Source organism: Streptomyces sp. NPDC058464 (assembly GCF_042721035.1).
In the GTDB taxonomy this organism is placed as follows: Bacteria; Actinomycetota; Actinomycetes; order Streptomycetales; family Streptomycetaceae; genus Streptomyces.
Genome location: NZ_JBHXMA010000033.1, coordinates 103,397 through 121,857 on the forward strand (window position 1 = coordinate 103,397; position 18,461 = coordinate 121,857).

At 69.3% G+C, this 18,461-nt stretch carries 17 protein-coding genes; 7 read left to right on the forward strand and 10 right to left on the reverse strand.

From position 1 onward, the window contains the following. The first annotated feature begins 6 nt into the window (after window positions 1-6). Window positions 7-174: a hypothetical protein gene (locus tag ACFWPQ_RS36140; RefSeq protein WP_361300299.1), complete on the forward strand. Its 168-nt coding sequence runs from the start codon at window positions 7-9 to the stop codon at window positions 172-174. A 34-nt stretch (window positions 175-208) separates the two neighbouring features. Here ACFWPQ_RS36140 and ACFWPQ_RS36145 read toward each other — a convergent pair whose 3' ends face one another. Then, window positions 209-547: a metal-sensitive transcriptional regulator gene (locus ACFWPQ_RS36145; protein ID WP_217546246.1), complete on the reverse strand. Its 339-nt coding sequence runs from the start codon at window positions 545-547 to the stop codon at window positions 209-211. Window positions 548-744: 197 nt separating this feature from the next. On the opposite strand from ACFWPQ_RS36145, the gene ACFWPQ_RS36150 reads away from it, so the two are divergent. Next, complete coding sequence (locus tag ACFWPQ_RS36150; protein ID WP_361300303.1) at window positions 745-1,365, forward strand: DUF47 family protein; 621 nt, start codon at window positions 745-747, stop codon at window positions 1,363-1,365. A 7-nt stretch (window positions 1,366-1,372) separates the two neighbouring features. Continuing rightward, the gene (locus ACFWPQ_RS36155; protein WP_384044445.1) at window positions 1,373-2,371 is read left to right on the forward strand and encodes an anion permease; all 999 of its coding nucleotides are present in this window, start codon (window positions 1,373-1,375) and stop codon (window positions 2,369-2,371) included. A 361-nt stretch (window positions 2,372-2,732) separates the two neighbouring features. Here the strand turns inward: ACFWPQ_RS36155 and pstB are convergent, their stop codons facing one another. The 4 genes from pstB to pstS form a co-directional block, all read right to left on the reverse strand. After that, on the reverse strand, window positions 2,733-3,509 hold the full coding sequence (pstB, locus tag ACFWPQ_RS36160) for a phosphate ABC transporter ATP-binding protein PstB (protein ID WP_384044447.1): 777 nt from the start codon (window positions 3,507-3,509) through the stop codon (window positions 2,733-2,735). A gap of 39 nt (window positions 3,510-3,548) precedes the next feature. After that, window positions 3,549-4,595, reverse strand: coding sequence for a phosphate ABC transporter permease PstA (gene pstA / locus ACFWPQ_RS36165; RefSeq protein ID WP_384044449.1), 1,047 nt, complete (start codon window positions 4,593-4,595; stop codon window positions 3,549-3,551). Then, window positions 4,592-5,602 (reverse strand): phosphate ABC transporter permease subunit PstC, encoded by a 1,011-nt coding sequence (gene pstC, locus ACFWPQ_RS36170; protein WP_384044452.1) that lies wholly within the window; start codon window positions 5,600-5,602, stop codon window positions 4,592-4,594. Before pstC ends, pstA begins: the two co-directional genes overlap by 4 nt. 142 nt (window positions 5,603-5,744) lie before the next feature. Continuing rightward, window positions 5,745-6,875: a phosphate ABC transporter substrate-binding protein PstS gene (pstS, locus tag ACFWPQ_RS36175; protein WP_361300318.1), complete on the reverse strand. Its 1,131-nt coding sequence runs from the start codon at window positions 6,873-6,875 to the stop codon at window positions 5,745-5,747. Between the two features lie 367 nt (window positions 6,876-7,242). On the opposite strand from pstS, the gene ACFWPQ_RS36180 reads away from it, so the two are divergent. Further along, entirely contained in the window at window positions 7,243-8,805 is a 1,563-nt protein-coding gene (locus ACFWPQ_RS36180) for an FAD-binding oxidoreductase (RefSeq protein ID WP_384044455.1), read from the forward strand. A 188-nt stretch (window positions 8,806-8,993) separates the two neighbouring features. Here ACFWPQ_RS36180 and ACFWPQ_RS36185 read toward each other — a convergent pair whose 3' ends face one another. The 5 genes from ACFWPQ_RS36185 to ACFWPQ_RS36205 form a co-directional block, all read right to left on the reverse strand. Continuing rightward, window positions 8,994-9,686: a phosphatase PAP2 family protein gene (locus ACFWPQ_RS36185; protein WP_384044458.1), complete on the reverse strand. Its 693-nt coding sequence runs from the start codon at window positions 9,684-9,686 to the stop codon at window positions 8,994-8,996. A 191-nt stretch (window positions 9,687-9,877) separates the two neighbouring features. Then, entirely contained in the window at window positions 9,878-10,897 is a 1,020-nt protein-coding gene (locus ACFWPQ_RS36190; RefSeq protein WP_384044461.1) for an NlpC/P60 family protein, read from the reverse strand. 102 nt (window positions 10,898-10,999) lie between these two features. Continuing rightward, a complete protein-coding gene (locus ACFWPQ_RS36195) occupies window positions 11,000-11,785 on the reverse strand; it encodes a trypsin-like serine peptidase (protein WP_384044464.1) in 786 nt (261 codons plus the stop codon). Window positions 11,786-12,256: 471 nt separating this feature from the next. Continuing rightward, window positions 12,257-13,024 (reverse strand): SDR family oxidoreductase, encoded by a 768-nt coding sequence (locus ACFWPQ_RS36200; RefSeq protein ID WP_384044467.1) that lies wholly within the window; start codon window positions 13,022-13,024, stop codon window positions 12,257-12,259. Between the two features lie 104 nt (window positions 13,025-13,128). Further along, on the reverse strand, window positions 13,129-14,037 hold the full coding sequence (locus tag ACFWPQ_RS36205; RefSeq protein ID WP_384044470.1) for an oxidoreductase: 909 nt from the start codon (window positions 14,035-14,037) through the stop codon (window positions 13,129-13,131). 126 nt (window positions 14,038-14,163) lie between these two features. Between ACFWPQ_RS36205 and ACFWPQ_RS36210 the strand changes: the two genes are divergently transcribed. From ACFWPQ_RS36210 to ACFWPQ_RS36220, 3 genes are all read left to right on the forward strand, one after another. Continuing rightward, the gene (locus ACFWPQ_RS36210; RefSeq protein WP_384044473.1) at window positions 14,164-14,766 is read left to right on the forward strand and encodes a TetR/AcrR family transcriptional regulator; all 603 of its coding nucleotides are present in this window, start codon (window positions 14,164-14,166) and stop codon (window positions 14,764-14,766) included. A gap of 295 nt (window positions 14,767-15,061) precedes the next feature. Beyond that, complete coding sequence (locus tag ACFWPQ_RS36215) at window positions 15,062-16,435, forward strand: peptidase S8 (RefSeq protein ID WP_384044476.1); 1,374 nt, start codon at window positions 15,062-15,064, stop codon at window positions 16,433-16,435. 469 nt (window positions 16,436-16,904) lie between these two features. Further along, complete coding sequence (locus ACFWPQ_RS36220) at window positions 16,905-18,212, forward strand: peptidase S8 (protein WP_384044479.1); 1,308 nt, start codon at window positions 16,905-16,907, stop codon at window positions 18,210-18,212. The last annotated feature ends 249 nt before the right edge of the window (window positions 18,213-18,461 follow it).

Here is an 18,461-nt window from a genome sequence, read left to right on the forward strand (position 1 = left end):
GAGGTGATGCACGTGGCTCCGGTCGGCGGTACGGCAGTTCAGGACCACGTGGCCCTCGCCGAGATCGAGCTGTGCGGAGAACTGATCATCGCGGCGTCGGCCGCCGAGGACCGGCTCAGCCTGGAGAGTATCGACGAGGTGCTGCGCGTGGCCGAGGAGCGCGAGGCCTGCTGATTCCGGCCAGCACCGGCCGGCTCCCCCTCTCCCCTCAGGTGCGCAGCAGGCGGGCGATGGCCTGAGTGGCCTCCTCGACCTTCGCGTCGATCTCCGACCCGCCCTTGACGGCCGCATCGGCGACGCAGTGCCGCAGGTGCTCCTCGAGGAGTTGCAGGGCGAACGACTGGAGCGCCTTGGTGGAGGCGGAGACCTGGGTGAGTATGTCGATGCAGTAGGTGTCCTCGTCGACCATCCGCTGCAGACCCCGGATCTGGCCCTCGATCCGGCGCAGCCGTTTGAGGTGCTCGTCCTTCTGCTTGTGGTAGCCGTGCGTGGTCGCCGGCGCTCCGCTTCCGGAGGGCTTGGTGGCGCCGGCCTCGGTGGTCGTCATCGCGTCCTCCGCATTGTCGAGACATATACCCCTGGTGGGTATATGGTAACGAACTTTGCTGGGTATAGGGCCCTCGGGACGCCCCCGTGCTGATCACCAAGCCCGATGGGCGAAACTGGAGGGCGGCCCATTAGCCGTGGCCGGATGATGCGCTTAGCATCAGCCTGACCGAAACCCATGCATACCGAGGACCCCAAGTGCGCTTTCGTCTGACCCCCAGGGAGACGAGCTTCTACGACATGTTCGCCGCCTCCGCGGACAACATCGTCACGGGCTCGAAACTCCTGATGGAACTGCTCGGGGCGGACGCGTCTGCCCGGGCCGAGATCGCAGAGCGTATGCGGGCAGCGGAACACGCAGGTGACGACGCCACGCACGCGATCTTCCACCAGCTGAACTCCTCGTTCATCACGCCCTTCGACCGCGAGGACATCTACACCCTCGCGTCCTCCCTCGACGACATCATGGACTTCATGGAGGAGGCCGTCGACCTGGTCGTCCTCTACAACATCGAGGAACTGCCCAAGGGCGTCGAGCAGCAGATCGAGGTGCTGGCGCGGGCCGCCGACCTGACGGCCGAGGCGATGCCGCACCTGCGCACGCTGGAGAACCTCACCGAGTACTGGATCGAGGTGAACCGCCTGGAGAACCAGGCGGACCAGATCCACCGCAGGCTTCTCGCCCACCTCTTCAACGGCAAGTACGACGCGATCGAGGTGCTGAAGCTCAAGCAGATCGTGGACGTCCTGGAAGAGGCGGCGGACGCGTTCGAGCACGTGGCGAACACGGTGGAGACCATCGCCGTCAAGGAGTCCTGAGCCGTCGATGGACACCTTCGCGCTCGTCGTGACCATCCTGGTCGCGCTCTTCTTCACGTACACGAACGGTTTCCACGACTCGGCGAACGCGATCGCCACGTCGGTCTCGACCCGGGCCCTGACCCCGCGGGCGGCGCTCGCCATGGCCGCGGTGATGAACCTGGCCGGCGCGTTCTTCGGCACCGGGGTCGCCAAGACCGTCAGCGAGGGCCTGATCGAGACGCCCGAGGGCTCCAAGGGCATGGGCATCCTCTTCGCGGCGCTGGTCGGCGCGATCGTCTGGAACCTCGTCACCTGGTACTTCGGCCTGCCGTCCTCCTCTTCCCACGCCCTGTTCGGCGGTCTGGTGGGCGCGGCCCTGGCCGGCGGCACGGAGGTCCTCTGGAACGGCGTCGTCGACAAGGTCATCATCCCGATGTTCCTGTCGCCGATGGTCGGCCTGATCCTCGGCTACCTGGTCATGACGGCCATCATGTGGATCTTCCGCCGCGCCAACCCGCACAAGGCGAAGCGCGGCTTCCGTATCGCCCAGACCGTCTCCGCGGCCGGCATGGCCCTCGGACACGGCCTCCAGGACGCCCAGAAGACGATGGGCGTCGTCGTCATGGCGCTGGTGATTTCCGGCCACGCGACGTACGGCGACGGGATCCCGGTCTGGGTCAAGATCGTCTGTGCCGTCATGCTCTCCCTCGGCACCTACGCCGGCGGCTGGCGCATCATGCGCACGCTGGGCCGGAAGATCATCGAGCTGGACCCGCCGCAGGGGTTCGCCGCCGAGGCGACGGGTGCGTCGATCATGTTCACCACGGCGTTCCTCTTCAAGGCGCCCATCTCCACCACCCACGTCATCACCTCGGCCATCATGGGCGTCGGCGCGACGAAGCGCGTGAACGCGGTCCGCTGGGGCGTGGCCAAGAACATCGTCCTGGGCTGGTTCATCACGATGCCGGCGGCAGCACTGGTCGCCGCCGCGGCCTTCGGCGTCGTGGACCTGGCGTTCCTGTAGCCCCTTGACCCACCCACCCGACTCGGTCGGCAGAGGGGCGAGGTCGAACGCCTCGGCGGGCGGGGGGCTGCGCTTGATGCGCGGCTGCCGAACGCGCCCCCCAAGGGGCGCGGGGAACTGCGCGACCAGCCACGACGCTGCGCAACGCGACCGACGGCGGATCGCGGCCCCCTCGGACCGCCATTCCGTTCAGTGTCGGCCGCGGGTGCGCGGTGGCTTGTCGCGCAGTTCCCCGCGCCCCTTACGGGGCTCGTGCAGCGGCGCTGCACGCAGACGGGCCCGCCCCCGGGAGCCAGGGGCGGGCCCTTTTGCGTCCTCGCGGTGGCACCGCCATGCAGCACCGCGAGGGGTCAGGTCCGGCTCAGCCGAAGCGGCCGGAGATGTAGTCCTCCGTGGCCTGGACCGACGGGTTGGAGAAGATGCGCTCCGTGTCGTCGATCTCGATCAGCTTGCCGGGCTGCCCGACGGCGGCCAGGTTGAAGAACGCCGTACGGTCGGAGACCCGCGCCGCCTGCTGCATGTTGTGCGTCACGATGACGATCGTGAAGCGCTCCTTCAGCTCACCGATCAGGTCCTCGATGGCGAGGGTCGAGATCGGGTCCAGGGCCGAGCAGGGCTCGTCCATGAGCAGCACCTTCGGCTCGACCGCGATCGCGCGGGCGATGCACAGACGCTGCTGCTGACCACCGGAGAGGCCGGAACCCGGCTTGTTCAGGCGGTCCTTGACCTCGTTCCAGAGGTTCGCGCCCTTGAGCGACTTCTCGACGACGTCGCCGAGCTCGCTCTTCTTGAAGTTGCCGTTCAGCTTCAGACCAGCGGCCACGTTGTCGAAGATCGACATCGTGGGGAAGGGGTTGGGGCGCTGGAACACCATGCCGACCTCGCGGCGCACCGCCACCGGGTCGATGTTGGCGCCGTACAGGTTCTCGTCGTCGAGGAGGACCTTGCCCTCGACGCGGCCGCCGGGGGTGACCTCGTGCATGCGGTTGAGCGTGCGCAGGAACGTCGACTTGCCGCAGCCGGAGGGGCCGATGAACGCCGTGACGGTGCGCGGCTCGATGTTCATCGAGATGTCTTCGATGGCCTTGTGGGAGCCGTAGTAGGCGGTGAGCCCGCTTACGTCGATTCGCTTGGACATTACTTCTTCACTTCCAGGGAGTCGGTCGCTGTCGGCCGGTCAGCGACCGGTCTTGGGGGCCTTCCAGCGGGCGATGCCGCGAGCCACCAGGTTCAGGATCATCACGAAGGCGATCAGCGTGAGCGAGGCCGCCCAGGCACGGTCGTACGCCGCGTTGGCGCCGGCGCTGTCCGCGTACTGCTGGTAGATGAACAGCGGCAGCGACGACTGCGCACCCTCGAAGGGGTTGTTGTTGATGAACGGGTTGCCGAACACCAGCAGCAGCACCGGCGCGGTCTCACCCGCGATACGGGCGATGGCCAGCATGACACCGGTCGTGATACCGCCGATAGAAGTCGGCAGGACCACCTTCAGGATGGTGCGCCACTTGGGCACGCCGAGCGCCAGGGACGCCTCGCGCAGCTCGTTCGGGACGAGCTTGAGCATCTCCTCGGTGGAGCGCACGACCACCGGCATCATCAGGATGGCCAGGGCCAGCGATCCGGCGAAGCCGAAGGGCTGCATGTCGAAGATCAGCATGATGCTGAGGATGAACAGACCCGCGACGATCGACGGGATACCGGTCATCACGTCCACGAAGAAGGTGACGGCCTTCGCGAGGCGACCGCGTCCGTACTCGACGAGGTAGACCGCGGTGAGGATGCCGATCGGCGCACCGATGAGGGTGGCGAGACCGACCTGCTCCAGGGAGCCGATGATGGCCGCGTAGGCACCACCACCGGCGTCGGCGTTGGCGACCACGCCCATGGAGTGGCTGAGGAAGTAGGGGTCCAGGACCTTCACACCGCGCGAGACGGTCACCCAGATCAGGGAGACCAGCGGGACCACGGCGATGACGAAGGCGACCCAGACCAGGGAGGTCGCGACCCGGTCCTTGGCCTGCCGGCGGCCCTCCACCCGGGCGGCGATGACATAGGTGCCGAGGACGTAGAGGACACCGGCGATCAGGCCCCACTGGACCTTGCTGTCCAGTCCGCCGACCAGGCCGATGACCACGCCGAGGACGATGGCCCCGGCGACGATGGCGTAGGAGGACCACTTGGGGAGGGTGGCACCGCGCAGGGTGCTGACTGCTGCGGTGCTCATGCGTTGGCCCCCGAGTACTCTGCGCGGCGCTGGATGATGATGCGGGCCGCGCCGTTGACCACCAGGGTGATGACGAAGAGGACCAGACCGGAGGCGATGAGCGCGTCACGGCCGTCCTCGGTCGCCTCGCCGAACTTGCTGGCGATGTTCTGGGCGAAGGTGCCGCCGCCCGGGTTGAGCAGGCTGGCGTGGATGTCGAAGTCCGGGGAGAGCACGGTGGCGACGGCCATCGTCTCGCCGAGCGCGCGGCCGAGGCCGAGCATCGAGGCGGAGATCACGCCGGAGCGCCCGAAGGGCAGCACCGACATGCGGACGACCTCCCAGCGGGTGGCGCCGAGGGCCAGGGCGGCCTCTTCGTGCATCTGCGGGACCTGACGGAAGACCTCGCGGCTCACATTGGTGATGATCGGCAGGATCATGATCGCGAGCAGGATCGAGACGGTCAGGATCGTGCGCGGGGCGCCGCCGTCCCAGGAGAAGATCCCGGTCCAGCCGAAGTAGTCGTTCAGCCAGCTGAACAGGCCGGTCATGTGCGGTACGAGGATCAGCGCGCCCCACAGGCCGTACACGATGGACGGCACGGCGGCGAGCAGGTCGATCACGAACGCGACGGGACCGGCCAGGCGGCGCGGCGCGTAGTGCGTGATGAACAGCGCGATCGCGACCGCGATCGGGACCGCGAGGGCCATGGCGATGATCGAGGAGACGATCGTGCCGAAGGCGAGGACCGCGATGCCGAAGGTCGGCGGGATGAGGTTGGTGTTCCACTCGAAGGTGGTGAGGAAGTTGCCGTGGTCGCGGTTGATCGCGAGGGCGGCCCGGTAGGTGAGGAAGACCGCGATCGCGGCCATGATCACCAGGAGCAGGATGCCGGAACCGCGGGAGAGACCGAGGAAGACTCGGTCACCGACCCGGGTGGCACCGCGGGCGTCGCGCTTCTGCTCGACCGCGGAAGGCCGTGGGGGCGTAGGGGGAGATGCGTCTGTTGTCTGCGTCGTTATGTCCATCGGGTTCTCCGGTCTGCGGAGCCACCTGGGGGCGGCTCGGAGGAGCCGTATGCCCCGCACGTAAGGGCGTACGGCTCCGGGCGGCGGTGCACCGGACGGTGCGGCCGGGTTCCGTGTGGAACTCGGCCGCACTCTCGGATCTTTAGCTCAGGCCCTCGATGGTGGTGCGGACCTTCGCGATGATGTCGTCGGGGACGGGGGCGTAGTCGATCGTGGAGAGGATCTTCTGGCCGTCCTCGGAGGCGATGTAGCGCAGGAACGCCTTGGTCGCCGTGAGGGTGTCGGCCTTGTTGCCCTTGTCGCAGACGATCTCGTAGGTCACCAGGGTCATCGGGTACGCGCCCTCGGCCTTGGTGTTGTAGTCGAGCTGCAGCGACAGGTCCTTGCCGGTGCCGACGACCTTGGCGGCCGCGATGTCGGCGGTGGCGGACTCGGTGGACGGGGCGACCGGCGCGCTGGCACCCGTGTCGATCGAGACGGCCTTGATGCCGTCCGAGACGTAGGAGAGCTCGAAGTAGCCGATGGCGCCGGAGGTCTGCTTGACCTGCTGGGCGACACCCGCGGACTGCGGAGCGGACTGGCCGCCCTTGGCCTGCCAGGCCTTACCACCGGAGTACTTCCAGTTGGACGGGGTGGCGGCGATCAGGTACTTGGTGAAGTTGTCCGTCGTACCCGACTCGTCCGAGCGGTGGAACGCCTGGATCTTGAGGTCGGGGAGCTTCGCGTCGGGGTTCAGCTTCTTGATCGCCGCGTCGTTCCACTTGGTGATCTTGCTGTCGAAGATCTTGGCGATCGTCGGAGCGTCCAGGACCAGGCTGTCGACACCCGGGACGTTGTAGCCGAGGGCGATCGGGCCGCCGACCATCGGGAGGTCGATGCCCTGGCCGCCGGAGCAGACCTTCTTGGAGGCGGTGACCTCTTCCGGCTTGAGCGCGGAGTCGGAACCGGCGAAGGCGACCTGGCCCTGCGTGAAGGCGGTCACACCGGCGCCGGAGCCGGAGCCCTTGTAGTTGATCTGCACGCCACAGGCCTGCGAGAAGTTCTTCACCCAGGCGTCGATCGCGTTCTTCTGCGCGGAGGAGCCGTCGGCAAGCAGCTGACCCTTGGCGTCATCACACTTGATGGAGCTGGCGTTGGCGGAGGCCGAAGACGTGCTCGAACCGCTGCTGCCACCGTTGTCGTCCGAGCCGCACGCCGTGAGGGCCAGGGCGCCGGAGACGGCGACAGCACCGAGAGACAGGGCGCGCAGCCGGTTCTTGCGCTGAAGCTTCACTTTCGGGAGTTCCTTCCAGAGTCGCCACCTTCGGCGGCGTGCGAAGTAAGTGGTGGGCGAGGGCCTCCTGCACTGCGCATTAACGACCGCTCACCGCACCCGGTACGGCCGAAATTAGGCAGAACAGGTGAAGCCGCCGATGGCCATAGGTGAACGGAGGGTGAACCCCTGCCGTCGACCCGGTTAGGTCACGGAACGCTCACGGTGAGGGCACATGCCGGTTCCAACGGGCGGGTTACACGAACATTTCTTCGCCGTTCGCCATCGCAGTCGTTACGACGTCACAGCGTTCGTTACAGCGCGCACGGGAACCCGTGTGCGACGGACGCCGTCTCGTCCCACGAAAGCCGACGCGAAAGGCACGGGCATGGAACGGCGTACCTTCATATCTGGCGGGGCGGCCGCCCTCGCGGCGACCGCACTGACGGGGTGCAGCTTCGGCGGCACTACCGCGTCCCACACGACCGGTACGCCACTCGCGACCACATCCTCTCGTACGGCGCTGAAGACCACCAGCGCAGCGGCCGCGGCCAACTGGACGGCCCTCGCGCACGCCTTGGACGGCACCCTGGTCCGCCCCGGCGAGGCCTCCTGGACGACGGCCCACCAGCTCTACAACACCCGCTTCGACGGCCTGAAGCCCGCCGCGGTCGCCTACGTGGCCCACGCCGACGACATCCGCACGACGCTGTCGTACGCCCAGGCGCACGCGCTGAAGGTCTCGATCCGCAACGGCGGCCACTCCTACGCCGGCTACTCCTCCGGGAACGGCCGCCTCGTACTGGACGTCTCCAGACTGAACCGCATCCGCGTCAGCGGCGGTACGGCGGTCGTCGGCGCCGGCTCCAAGCTGATCGACGTCTACCGGGGCCTGGCGGCCAAGGGCGTGACCATCCCCGCGGGTTCCTGCCCCACCGTCGGCGTCTCCGGCCTGGTCCTCGGCGGCGGCCACGGGGTCGCGTCCCGCGCATACGGCCTGACCTGCGACAGCCTCACCCAGGCGACGCTGATCACGGCGGACGGCACACAGGTGACCGCCAACGCGACGACGAACAAGGACCTCTTCTGGGCGCTGCGCGGCGCCGGCAACGGCAACTTCGGCGTCGTCACGGAGCTGCAGTTCCGCACCCACCCGACCCCGCAGGGCGTGACGGCGTACCTGACCTGGCCGTGGGCGAAGGCCGCGCAGGTCTTCAAGGCCTGGCAGGAGTGGGGCCCGTCCCAGCCGGACGAGATCTGGTCGTCCCTGCACCTGGAGAACTCGGGCAGCGGCCCGCGCGTCTCGGTCGCCTGCTTCTCGATGGGCACGTACGGCGAGCTCCAGAACGCGGTCGACACCCTCGCCCACCAGGCAGGCGCCAACGCCTCCTCCGTCTCTCTGCGCCGCCACGGCTACGAGGAGGCGATGGAGATCTACGCCGGCTGCTCCTCCTTCTCCACCGAGCCCCAGTGCCACCTGCCCGGCTCCACCCCCGGCCGCTCCCCGCAGGGCAGGCTCGGCCGCGAGACGTACACGGCCCGCTCCGACTTCTTCGACCGCTCGCTCTCCGCGGCCGGCGTCCAGACGGCCCTGAACCAGATCGCCGCCGTCCGGGGCGGTGCGGGCAGCATCGCGTTCACGGCGCTGGGCGGGGCGGTGAACCGGGTCTCGCCGACGGCGACGGCGTTCGTGCACCGGCGGTCGCGGATGCTGGCGCAGTACATCGTGTCCTGGGGCGCCGGGTCCTCCGGCAGCACGGGCCAGTCCTGGCTGAACGCGGCGCACACCGCGATGAAGCCGTACGCCTCCGGCGCGGCCTACCAGAACTACACGGACCCGACGCTGACGGACTGGAAGAAGGCGTACTACGGCGACGCCGCGACAAAGCTGACCCAGGTGAAGAAGCAGTACGACCCGGAGAGGTTCTTCTCTTACGCGCAGGGGTTGTAGAGCCGCGTTGTCGCCCGCGGGCGCGTGGGGGCTGATCGCGCAGTTCCCCGCGCCCCTAAAGGGGCACTCAGCTGCGGGCAGGCGTGCCGCAGGGCGGCACGGGTGGGCGCTGGGGGTCCCCCCGGCCGAAGGCTGGGGGAGGCACCCCGCCAACGCGGGCGAGTGAAACCCCCTGCCCTCAGCCCCTCCTACGCCGCCAGATCCCGTTCCTCGGACTCCACCGACGTACGGCCCCCCGGCACCAGCCCCACCGCCGCCGACCGCCGCCGCACGATCCACCCCACCCGCGCCGACCCCTCCACCGCCTTCATCACCGGCGTCAGCAAGGCGGTCGCCAGCGGGGACAGGAGCAGGACGACGGCCGTACCCAGGGCGAACCCGCCCACGACGTCCGTCGGGTAGTGCACCCCCATGTACACCCGGCAGAACCCCTCCACCAGCGCCAGCCCTATCCCCGCCACCCCGAACCTCCGGTTGGCGATGAACAGCCCGACCCCCAGCGCCATGGTGATCGTCGCGTGGTCGCTCACGAAGGAGTAGTCGGTCTTGCCGGAGATCAGGACGTCGAGCCCCTGGTGGGTGAGGAACGGCCGGGGCCGCTCGACGAAGCCGCGGATGGGAACGTTCACGAGGACGGCGAGCGCGGCGGCGAGCGGCGCCCACACCAGCGCGGCCATGGTGGACGGCACGTCCTCGGCCCCCCGGCGCCGCACGGACCACCAGCACCACACCACCAGCAGCACCATCGCGACCAGCAGCCCGTACTCCCCGACGAACTCCATGGCCCGGTCGAACCAGTGCGGTGCGTCCTTGGCCAGGCCGTTGATGTCGTAGAGCAGGTCGACGTCGGGGTTCGATCCGGATTCGGCGATTACAGCCATCGCGCTGCGGCCCCTTCTCGTCGTCCGGGACGCACCTGGTGTGCGTCGCTCGCTGCCACCCCCGTGGTCGGCTACGTCAACAGGAACGCACGGCCCACACCACTACGTTCCAGGTTCCACCGAATGATCACGCAGACGTTATCGAAGAGAGACAGAAACCCCCAGCTCAGGGGGTGGGTTATACGCTCCGTTCACACCGCCGTGGGGAGCGCTTTCGCGCCATCCTCGGTGACCCGGGTGGCCCCGAAGTAGTCGGCCGAGTCGATGGGGTCGAACCGGATCACGGCCCCGGTGTAGGGCGCGTCGATCATGTAGCCGCCGCCGACGTAGATCCCCACGTGGTGGATGGCGCGGGAGTTCGAGAGGTCGGTGGAGAAGAAGACGAGATCCCCGGGAAGCAGTTCGTTGCGCGCGGGATGCGGGCCCGCGTTGTACTGGTCGTTGGCGACCCGCGGCAGCGTGATCCCGACGCTCGCGTACGCCGCCTTGGTCAGCCCGGAGCAGTCGAAGCGGCCGCCGTCCTGGGCCGTGCCGTTGCCGCCCCAGAGATAGGGGGTGCCGAGCTTCTTCTGGGCGTAGTTGATGGCCCCGGCGGCCTGCTTGGTCGGGGAGAGCCGGCTGACGGGCGCGGCGAAGCTCTCCTCCAGGGTGGTGATCGTCTTGACGTAGTTCTGGGTCTCCTTGTACGGCGGCACACCCTTGTACTTGATGACCGCGTACGCCCCCGCGTTGTAGGCGGCGAGCATGTTGTCGGAGACGTTGCCGGGCACGTCCTTCACGTAGGAGGCCAGCTGGCAGTCGTAGGAGGCGGCCGACGGGATCGCGTCGTTCGGGTCCCAGACGTCCCGGTCGCCGTCGCCGTCGCCGTCGATGCCGTGGGTGGCCCAGGTGCCGGGGATGAACTGAGCTATCCCCTGCGCGGCCGCCGCGCTCTGCGCCCTCGGGTTGAACCCGCTCTCCTGGTAGAGCTGCGCGGCGAGCAGGGCGGGGTTGATGGCGGAGCAGAGGTTGCCCCACTTCTGCACGAGCGTCTGGTACGCGGCCGGTACGGCACCCTTGGCCAAGGTCTTGCCGGCGCCGCCGACCCCGTTGAGAAGGTTCCCGGCGACGACGTACACGCCGATGACGAGCAGCATGACGAAGCTCACGCCGAGCGCCGTCGCCGCCCCACCGATCACCCATACTTTCCGCACGCCCCAACCCTCCCCCATGTCAGGGCTGCTCTAAGCCATTTCGGCCGAGAGTGGCGCTATTTCACAGGAAGACGGCGCACATGACGCCGTTTCAGCCCGCCGTACCGTGGCCCCGGCGTCTCAGCCCCCGGTGGCGTCCTTGTACAACTCGGCGGCCTCGGTGCCGAGCACGACGCTGTAGGACGTGTCGGCGGTGGCGCCCCCCTGCTCGTGCCCGCCGAGCACCCCGACCACCTCGTGGTCCCCGTTCACCCACGGACTCCCACTCGTACCCCCCGTGAACTCGGGGCAGTCGATGCGCTGTTGGGTGGCGCTGTGGGCGGCGGGCCGGTTGGTGCAGCTGATGGGCACCTCACGGGAGTTCGGGTACCCGGTGACGGTGACGGCGGTGGCGCCGGTGGCCACCCCGGCGGCGAACCGGTTGCTCCCGGTCACGTCCTCGACCCGTTTGCCGTCCAGCTCCTCCACGACGGCGAAGGCGACGTCACTGTCCTCGCTCTGCCCGTGGGCCCACCCGTCGGGCAGGTACCGCTTCCCGACCTTCCACACCCCGTACGGCGCCTGCCCGTCCCGGTATCCCGGCACGAACACCAGCCCCGAGGGGTCGTCGTCCCCGTCGACGCAGTGCGCGGCGCTGACGATCAGGTCCCGCTGCGGGCTGTGCACGACGGAGGCGGTGCAGAAGTGGTTGCCGGACAGGCTCCCGGCCTTGTCGGCGGCGAACAGCGCCCCGACCCTCGCGCTCTCCGCCGTGGCCCCGACCACCGCGGTCACCCCGAACGGCCCCGCCGCCTCGTCGGCGGCCTCGTCCGCGGCCGCGACGGAGGCCGAGGTGGCGGCCAGCACGACGACGGCGCAGAGCGCGACGCGGCGCGAGGTGGCAGAGATACGTGAGGTGCGCTTCATCAGCGCCCACTGTCCCCCACAAAGGTGAGAAACGGTTCCCGACTTCACTGAGATTTTTCCGGGAACCGCCCTCGTGGCCGACCGGCCGCGCCGCAGGGAGGAGACCCCCCGGTCGGGGCATCGACACCCCCTCCAGCGATCTTTACTCGCGCTTGACGCCCGCAATACCTCCAGCCCACCCGCTCTCCATGGTGTCCTGAGGTTGGCATGCACACAGAGTGAGGTACGGGGGATGCCGTGACGGACCTGACGAAGGAAGCCGCGTCGATGCCCAAGGCGGCTTCGGGGCTGCGCGGGGTGGGGCAGCACACGGCGAAGCCGTTGCAGGAGTTCCGGGCGCAGTCCCATGACCTTGGCGCGCTGGGTGCGCTGGGTGCGCTGGGCTCGGGAATCACGTTCCGGGCGGCCACGGTCCGGTTGGCCAGAACGCACACGTATCTCGCCTCGGACAGCCCCTGGGACTCACGGCGCTCAGAACGTCGTCGTCATCCCGCCGTCCACCGCGATCGTCTGCCCCGTGATGAAGGACGCGGCGTCGCTCGCCAGGAACACGACGATGCCCGCGATCTCCGGCGGGCGTCCCCAGCGCCCCAGTGCCGTCCGGGTGCGCAGCCATCTGCCCCACTCCGGGTCCTCGGCGAGCTCCGCGTTGACCTCCGTGGCGAAGGTGCCCGGGGCCACCGAGTTGACCGTGGTGCCGCTGGGGCCCAGGTCGGCCGCCAGCGCCCGGGTCAGGCCGTCGAGGCCCGCCTTCGCCGTGGCGTAGGCGACATCGCCGATGCGGCCGAGCTGGCCGACGACGGACGAGACGTTGATGATGCGGCCCGGCGTGCCCCGCGCGGCCAGCCCCCGGGCGACCGTCTGGCTCAGCGCGTACGCCGACGTCAGGTGGACGTCGAGCAGCGCGGACAGCTCGTCCGGGGCCATCTCCTCGACGCCCCTGCGGTCGCGGTGGCCCACGTTGTTGACAAGGATGTCGATCGCGCCGAGGGCGGTCACCGCCTCCTCGGCCGCCTCCCGGTCGGTGACGTCGAAGGCGGCGCCCGTCACGTCCAGGCCGTCGTCCTCACGCAGGCCCGCCGTCACCTCCGCCAGCGTCGCCGCGTCCCGGCCGTTGAGGACCACCCGCGCACCGGCGCCCGCCAGCCCCCGCGCCATCTCCAGGCCCAGCCCCCGCACGGAGCCGGTCACCAGGGCCGTACGCCCGTCGAGCGTGAAGTCCACGGCGCCGCCGCTCATCCGGCCACCTCCCGGAGAACCGTCGTATCCGTTGTATCCGTCGTGTGCGCATCACCGTATCCGGGTGCCGCGACGGGTCAGCCGGGCGTCCAGTAACTGGGCGGTCACACGGCCCCCACCCCGAGCTCCCACGTCACGCCGGTCATCTCCTCCGAGAGCGTCCACAGTCTGCGGGCCGCCGCCGGGTCGCTCGCCGCCGCGCTGCGGCCGACCAGGGCCGGCGCTCCCCGCATCTCTCCCAGGCCGTCGGGGCCGACATAGCTCGCGCCGGGCAGGTCCTGGGTCGCCGCGTACAGCGTGGGCAGGGTGCCCGCGCGGTCGTCCTGGGCGACCAGGCGGTTGCCGAGCCGCATGCCCAGGCGGGCCAGCGGGTTGGCGGTGTGGCTCTGCAGGTTGGTGGCCGCGTAGCCGGGGTGGGCGGCGAGGGCGCGGACGCGGGAGCCGGCCTCCGCCAGCCGGCGCTGGAGTTCCAGCACGAACAGCAGGTTCGCCAGCTTGGACTGGGCGTAGGCGCGGGTCGGGTTGTAGTTGCCCTCCAGGTTCACGTTGTCGAAGTGGATCACTCCGTCGCCGCCCCGGTGCAGACCCGAGGAGACCGTCACCACGCGGTCCGTGACATACGGCAGCAGCAGGTTCGTCAGCGCGAAGTGCCCCAGGTGGTTGGTGCCGAACTGCATCTCGAAGCCGTCCTTGGTGCGCGACTCCGGGAGCATCATCACGCCCGCGTTGTTGACCAGGAGGTCCAGCGGCCGGTCCCAGCCCGCGGCGAACTCCCGTACCGAGGACAGGTCCGCCAGGTCCAGGCGGCGGACCTCGGTGCTGCCGTCCACCCGGGCCGCGGCCGCCCGCCCGCGCTCCGGGTCCCGCACCGCGAACACCACATGCGCACCCGCCCGGGCCAGCGCGTCCGCGGCCGTGAAGCCGAGGCCGCTGTTGGCGCCGGTGACCACGGCCGTACGGCCGGCGAGACCGGGGAGGTCGGAAGCGTTCCATTTGCCATTCTTCTCAGCCATGCCCGCCAATGTAGGCGTCGACAACAATGATGTCAACGACAACAAGGGGGGGGGCGGCGACAAAGCTGACGCCGACAACAAAGCTGACGCCGACCACAAAGCTGACAGCGACTACATCGGGATACGATGGCCGCCATGTCGCAAAGCCGCCCCTACCACCACGGAGACCTGCGCGCCGCCCTGCTCGCCGGAGCCGAGCGCACCCTGCGGGAGAAGGGCACCACCGCGCTGTCCCTGCGCGAACTGGCCCGCGACACCGGGGTGAGCCATGCCGCCCCCGGCCGGCACTTCAAGGACAAGCAGGCCCTGCTGGACGCGCTCGCGCTCAACGGGTTCGAGCGCCTGAACCAGGCCCTGGACTCGGCGGACCTCCCCGACGCCGCCCTCGAACGACGCATCACCGCGCTCGCCCGCACCTACGTCAGCTTCGCCGTCGGCAACCCCGAGCTGCTGGAGCTGATGTACTCCCGCAAGCACGACCCGGACATCGACACCGAACTGGCCGCCGCCGCCGAACACTCCCTGGGCTGCTTCGTCCTGCTGGTCGCCGACGCCCAGCGACGCGGCGAGATCGTCCAGGGCGACCCGGAGGCCGTCACCCTCGCGGCCGCGGCCGGCATCCACGGCCTGGCCTCACTGGCCACCAACGGCACCCTCCAGCCGGAGGCGGTCCTGGCCGGCCTGGACCAGCACATCCACCTCATGCTGCACGGCCTCAAGCCCCGCTGATCCAGCCGCGGTTCGGACCCTCATGACAGCTCGGTACGCCCCGATCAACGCGCATTGAGTCACGCTCCGCACGGGCTTCAGGTCAACCGAACCCCAACTTCCGGCCATCCGGCCCCCAATGATCAGTAAGCCCTTCCCGTCCTTCAGTAACGCGGAAGTCAGGATTCCGAAAGCACCTTGTTGTCGCGTACCCAACAAGGCGATGGTCGTCGCGGGCCGCCGCCCCCACCGGCAACCACACCGGTGGTCCCCCACCCGCAGGCCTCTGTCCCAACCTCTCCCAGGAGGCTGTACCTTGCGTACGACCACCCCCAACTCCCCCCACATACGCGGTAGATGGCGCCAGCTCGGCTCCGCAGCCGCCGCCACCGCCGCACTCCTCGTGGCCGGCTTCGGCACCGCGGCCCACGCCAGCGCTGCCACCGCGACCGCCACCGCGACCCACAAGGTCAGCACCAAGGCCATCGCCGCCCAGGTCGCCAAGGCCCACGTCCAGTACGAGAAGGCCGGCTGCGGCGCCACCCCGAAGAAGGGCTACGCCGCCTGCAACGCCCTGCGGGTCACCGGCGGCACCACCGCCTTCATGGAGAAGCAGGCCGCCCTCAGGGGCATCGCGCCGAAGACCGTCAAGCCGAACGCCGCCTCCGACTCCCCCACCGGATACGGCCCCTCGGACATCCAGTCCGCCTACGGCCTGACGGACGCCGCCGCCTCCGACGGCTCGGGCGAGACCGTCGCCATCGTCGACGCGTACGACGACCCGAACGCCGAGGAAGACCTCGCGACCTACCGGTCGTACTACGGCCTGTCCGACTGCACGACCGACAACGGCTGCTTCAAGAAGGTCTCCCAGACCGGCTCCACCACCTCGCTCCCCTCCGCCGACAGCGGCTGGGCCGGCGAGGAGTCGCTCGACCTCGACATGGTCAGCGCCACCTGCCCGAACTGCAACATCCTGCTGGTCGAGGCGAAGTCGGCCTCCGACGCCAACCTGGGCACCGCGGTGAACGAGGCCGTCAAGCTGGGCGCGAAGTTCGTGTCCAACAGCTACGGCGGCTCCGAGTCCTCCTCGGACACGTCGTACGACACCTCGTACTACAAGCACGCGGGCGTGGCCATCACCGCGAGCGCCGGTGACGAGGGCTACGGCGCCGAGTACCCGGCCGCCTCCCGCTACGTGACCGCCGTCGGCGGCACCGCCCTGAAGACCTCCTCCAACAGCCGCGGCTGGACCGAGTCGGTCTGGAAGACCAGTTCCACCGAGGGCACCGGCTCCGGCTGCTCCGCCTACGACGCCAAGCCCACCTGGCAGACCGACGCGAGCTGCTCGAAGCGCATGATCGCCGACGTCTCCGCGGTCGCCGACCCGGCCACCGGCGTCTCCGTCTACGACAGCTACGGCTCCGACGGCACCGGCTGGAACACCTACGGCGGCACCAGCGCCTCCTCGCCGCTCATCGCCTCGGTCTACGCCCTGGCCGGCACCCCGGGCAGCAGCGACTACCCGGCCGAGTACCCGTACGCGGCGGCCGGCACCTCGGCCCTCAACGACGTGACGAGCGGCAACAACGGCACCTGCTCCACCTCGTACTACTGCACCGCCAAGTCGGGCTACGACGGCCCGACCGGCTGGGGCACCCCCGAGGGGCTCGACGCCTTCACCGGCTGAGCCCGTCACCGATTGACCTCCCCGTCGGGTCACGGGGAGCCGCCACCGTGAGGGGGACGTGGGGTCCCCTCGGCGGCAGGGAAAGAGAGACGGGCCACGGCAGCCGGCCGTGGCCCGTTTTTCATGTCCCCGACGACTGCGGTTTCACGTCCCCGACGACTGCGGTTACATATCCCCGACGACTGCGGTTTCATGCCCTTGGCAACTCCCGTGAGTCTCCTGTGAGTTGGGTCAAGCACCCGTCACCCGCAAGACAACGGACGGCCATTGAAGGGTCACGCGAAGGCCCCGTTCGGCAATGTGGAAGTCAGGATTCCAGCAGCCTCTTGTTGTCGCGTACTCAACAAAGGATTCTCTTCGCGGGCCGCCGCCCTGCCGCCGGGGAACCCGTACCGACGGCAAACGCACCAGATCGCACCCGCACCGCCCCTGTTCCAACCCCAGTTCCGGAACTCAGGAGGCTGCACGTATGCGTTCCACTCCCCCCAACAGACCGTCCGCACGCGGAGGCTGGCGCCGCATCGGCGCCGCCGCAGTGGCCACGGCCGCGCTGGTCTTCACCGGCCTCGGCACCGCCGTCCAGGCCGACGCGGCCGCCACCGCGTCCAGCAAGGTGACCTACGTCTCGACCCCTTGTGCCACCCCCAAGCACACGGGTGACCTCACCTGCAAGTCCTACCGCGTCACCGGCGGTCTCACCGCCTTCCAGAAGATGCAGGCCGCGAAGACCGGCATCACCCCGAAGGCGGCCGACGCGTCGACCCCCTCCGGCTACAGCCCGACCAACCTCCGGTCGGCCTACGGCCTGACCTCCGCCTCGGCCTCCAACGGCTCGGGCGAGACCATCGCGATCGTCGACGCGTACAACGACCCGAACGCCGAGGCGGACCTCGCCACCTACCGGTCGTACTACGGCCTGTCGGCCTGCACGACGGCCAACGGCTGCTTCAAGAAGGTCAGCCAGACCGGCTCGACGACCTCGCTGCCCTCCTCCGACGCCGGCTGGTCCGAGGAGATCTCCCTCGACCTCGACATGGCCTCCGCGATCTGCCCGCTGTGCAACATCCTGCTCGTCGAGGCCACCAGCGCCAGCTACGCCAACCTCGGCACCGCGGAGAACGAGGCCGTGACCCTCGGCGCCAAGTTCGTCTCCAACAGCTACGGCGGCTCCGAGTCCTCCTCGCAGACCACGTACGACACCTCGTACTACAACCACGCCGGTGTCGCCATCACCGTCTCCTCCGGTGACAGCGCCTACGGCGCCGAGTACCCGGCGACCTCCCGGTACGTCACCGCGGTCGGCGGCACCAAGCTGTCCACCTCCTCCACCACCCGCGGCTGGACCGAGACCGTCTGGAAGACGTCCAGCACCGAGGGCACCGGCTCCGGCTGCTCCTCCTACGACGCCAAGCCCAGCTGGCAGACCGACACCGGCTGCATCAAGCGCATGGAGTCCGACGTCTCCGCGGTCGCCGATCCGGCCACCGGCGTCTCCGTCTACGACTCCTACGGCGTCACCGCCGGCTGGTACACCTTCGGCGGCACCAGCGTCTCCGCGCCGATCATCGCCGGCGTCTACGCCCTCGCCGGCACCCCGGCCAGCGGCACCTACCCCGCGCAGTACCCGTACGACTACGCGGGCACCTCGTCCCTCAACGACGTGACGAGCGGCAACAACGGCACCTGCTCCACCTCGTACTTCTGCACCGCCACCACCGGCTACGACGGCCCGACCGGCTGGGGCACCCCCGAGGGCATCACCGCCTTCGCCAACTAGTTCCGGCTCCTCCCCGACGGGTCGCGGCAACCAGCCGCGGCCCGTTCGTCATGAGAACATCAAGACGGTGGCTTTCACCCGACTGGCCGTCAAAAACCCCGCCAGGCCGTAAAAGGGGTCAACGAGGGAACCACACGACAGGTTCCGCCCAGGCCTCATTGCCCGGCGTGACCTGCCGTGATACACAGAGTGACCGTACGATCCCTTCGTACGAAACCCGCCAATCAATGACGTCAAGTCGACATACTC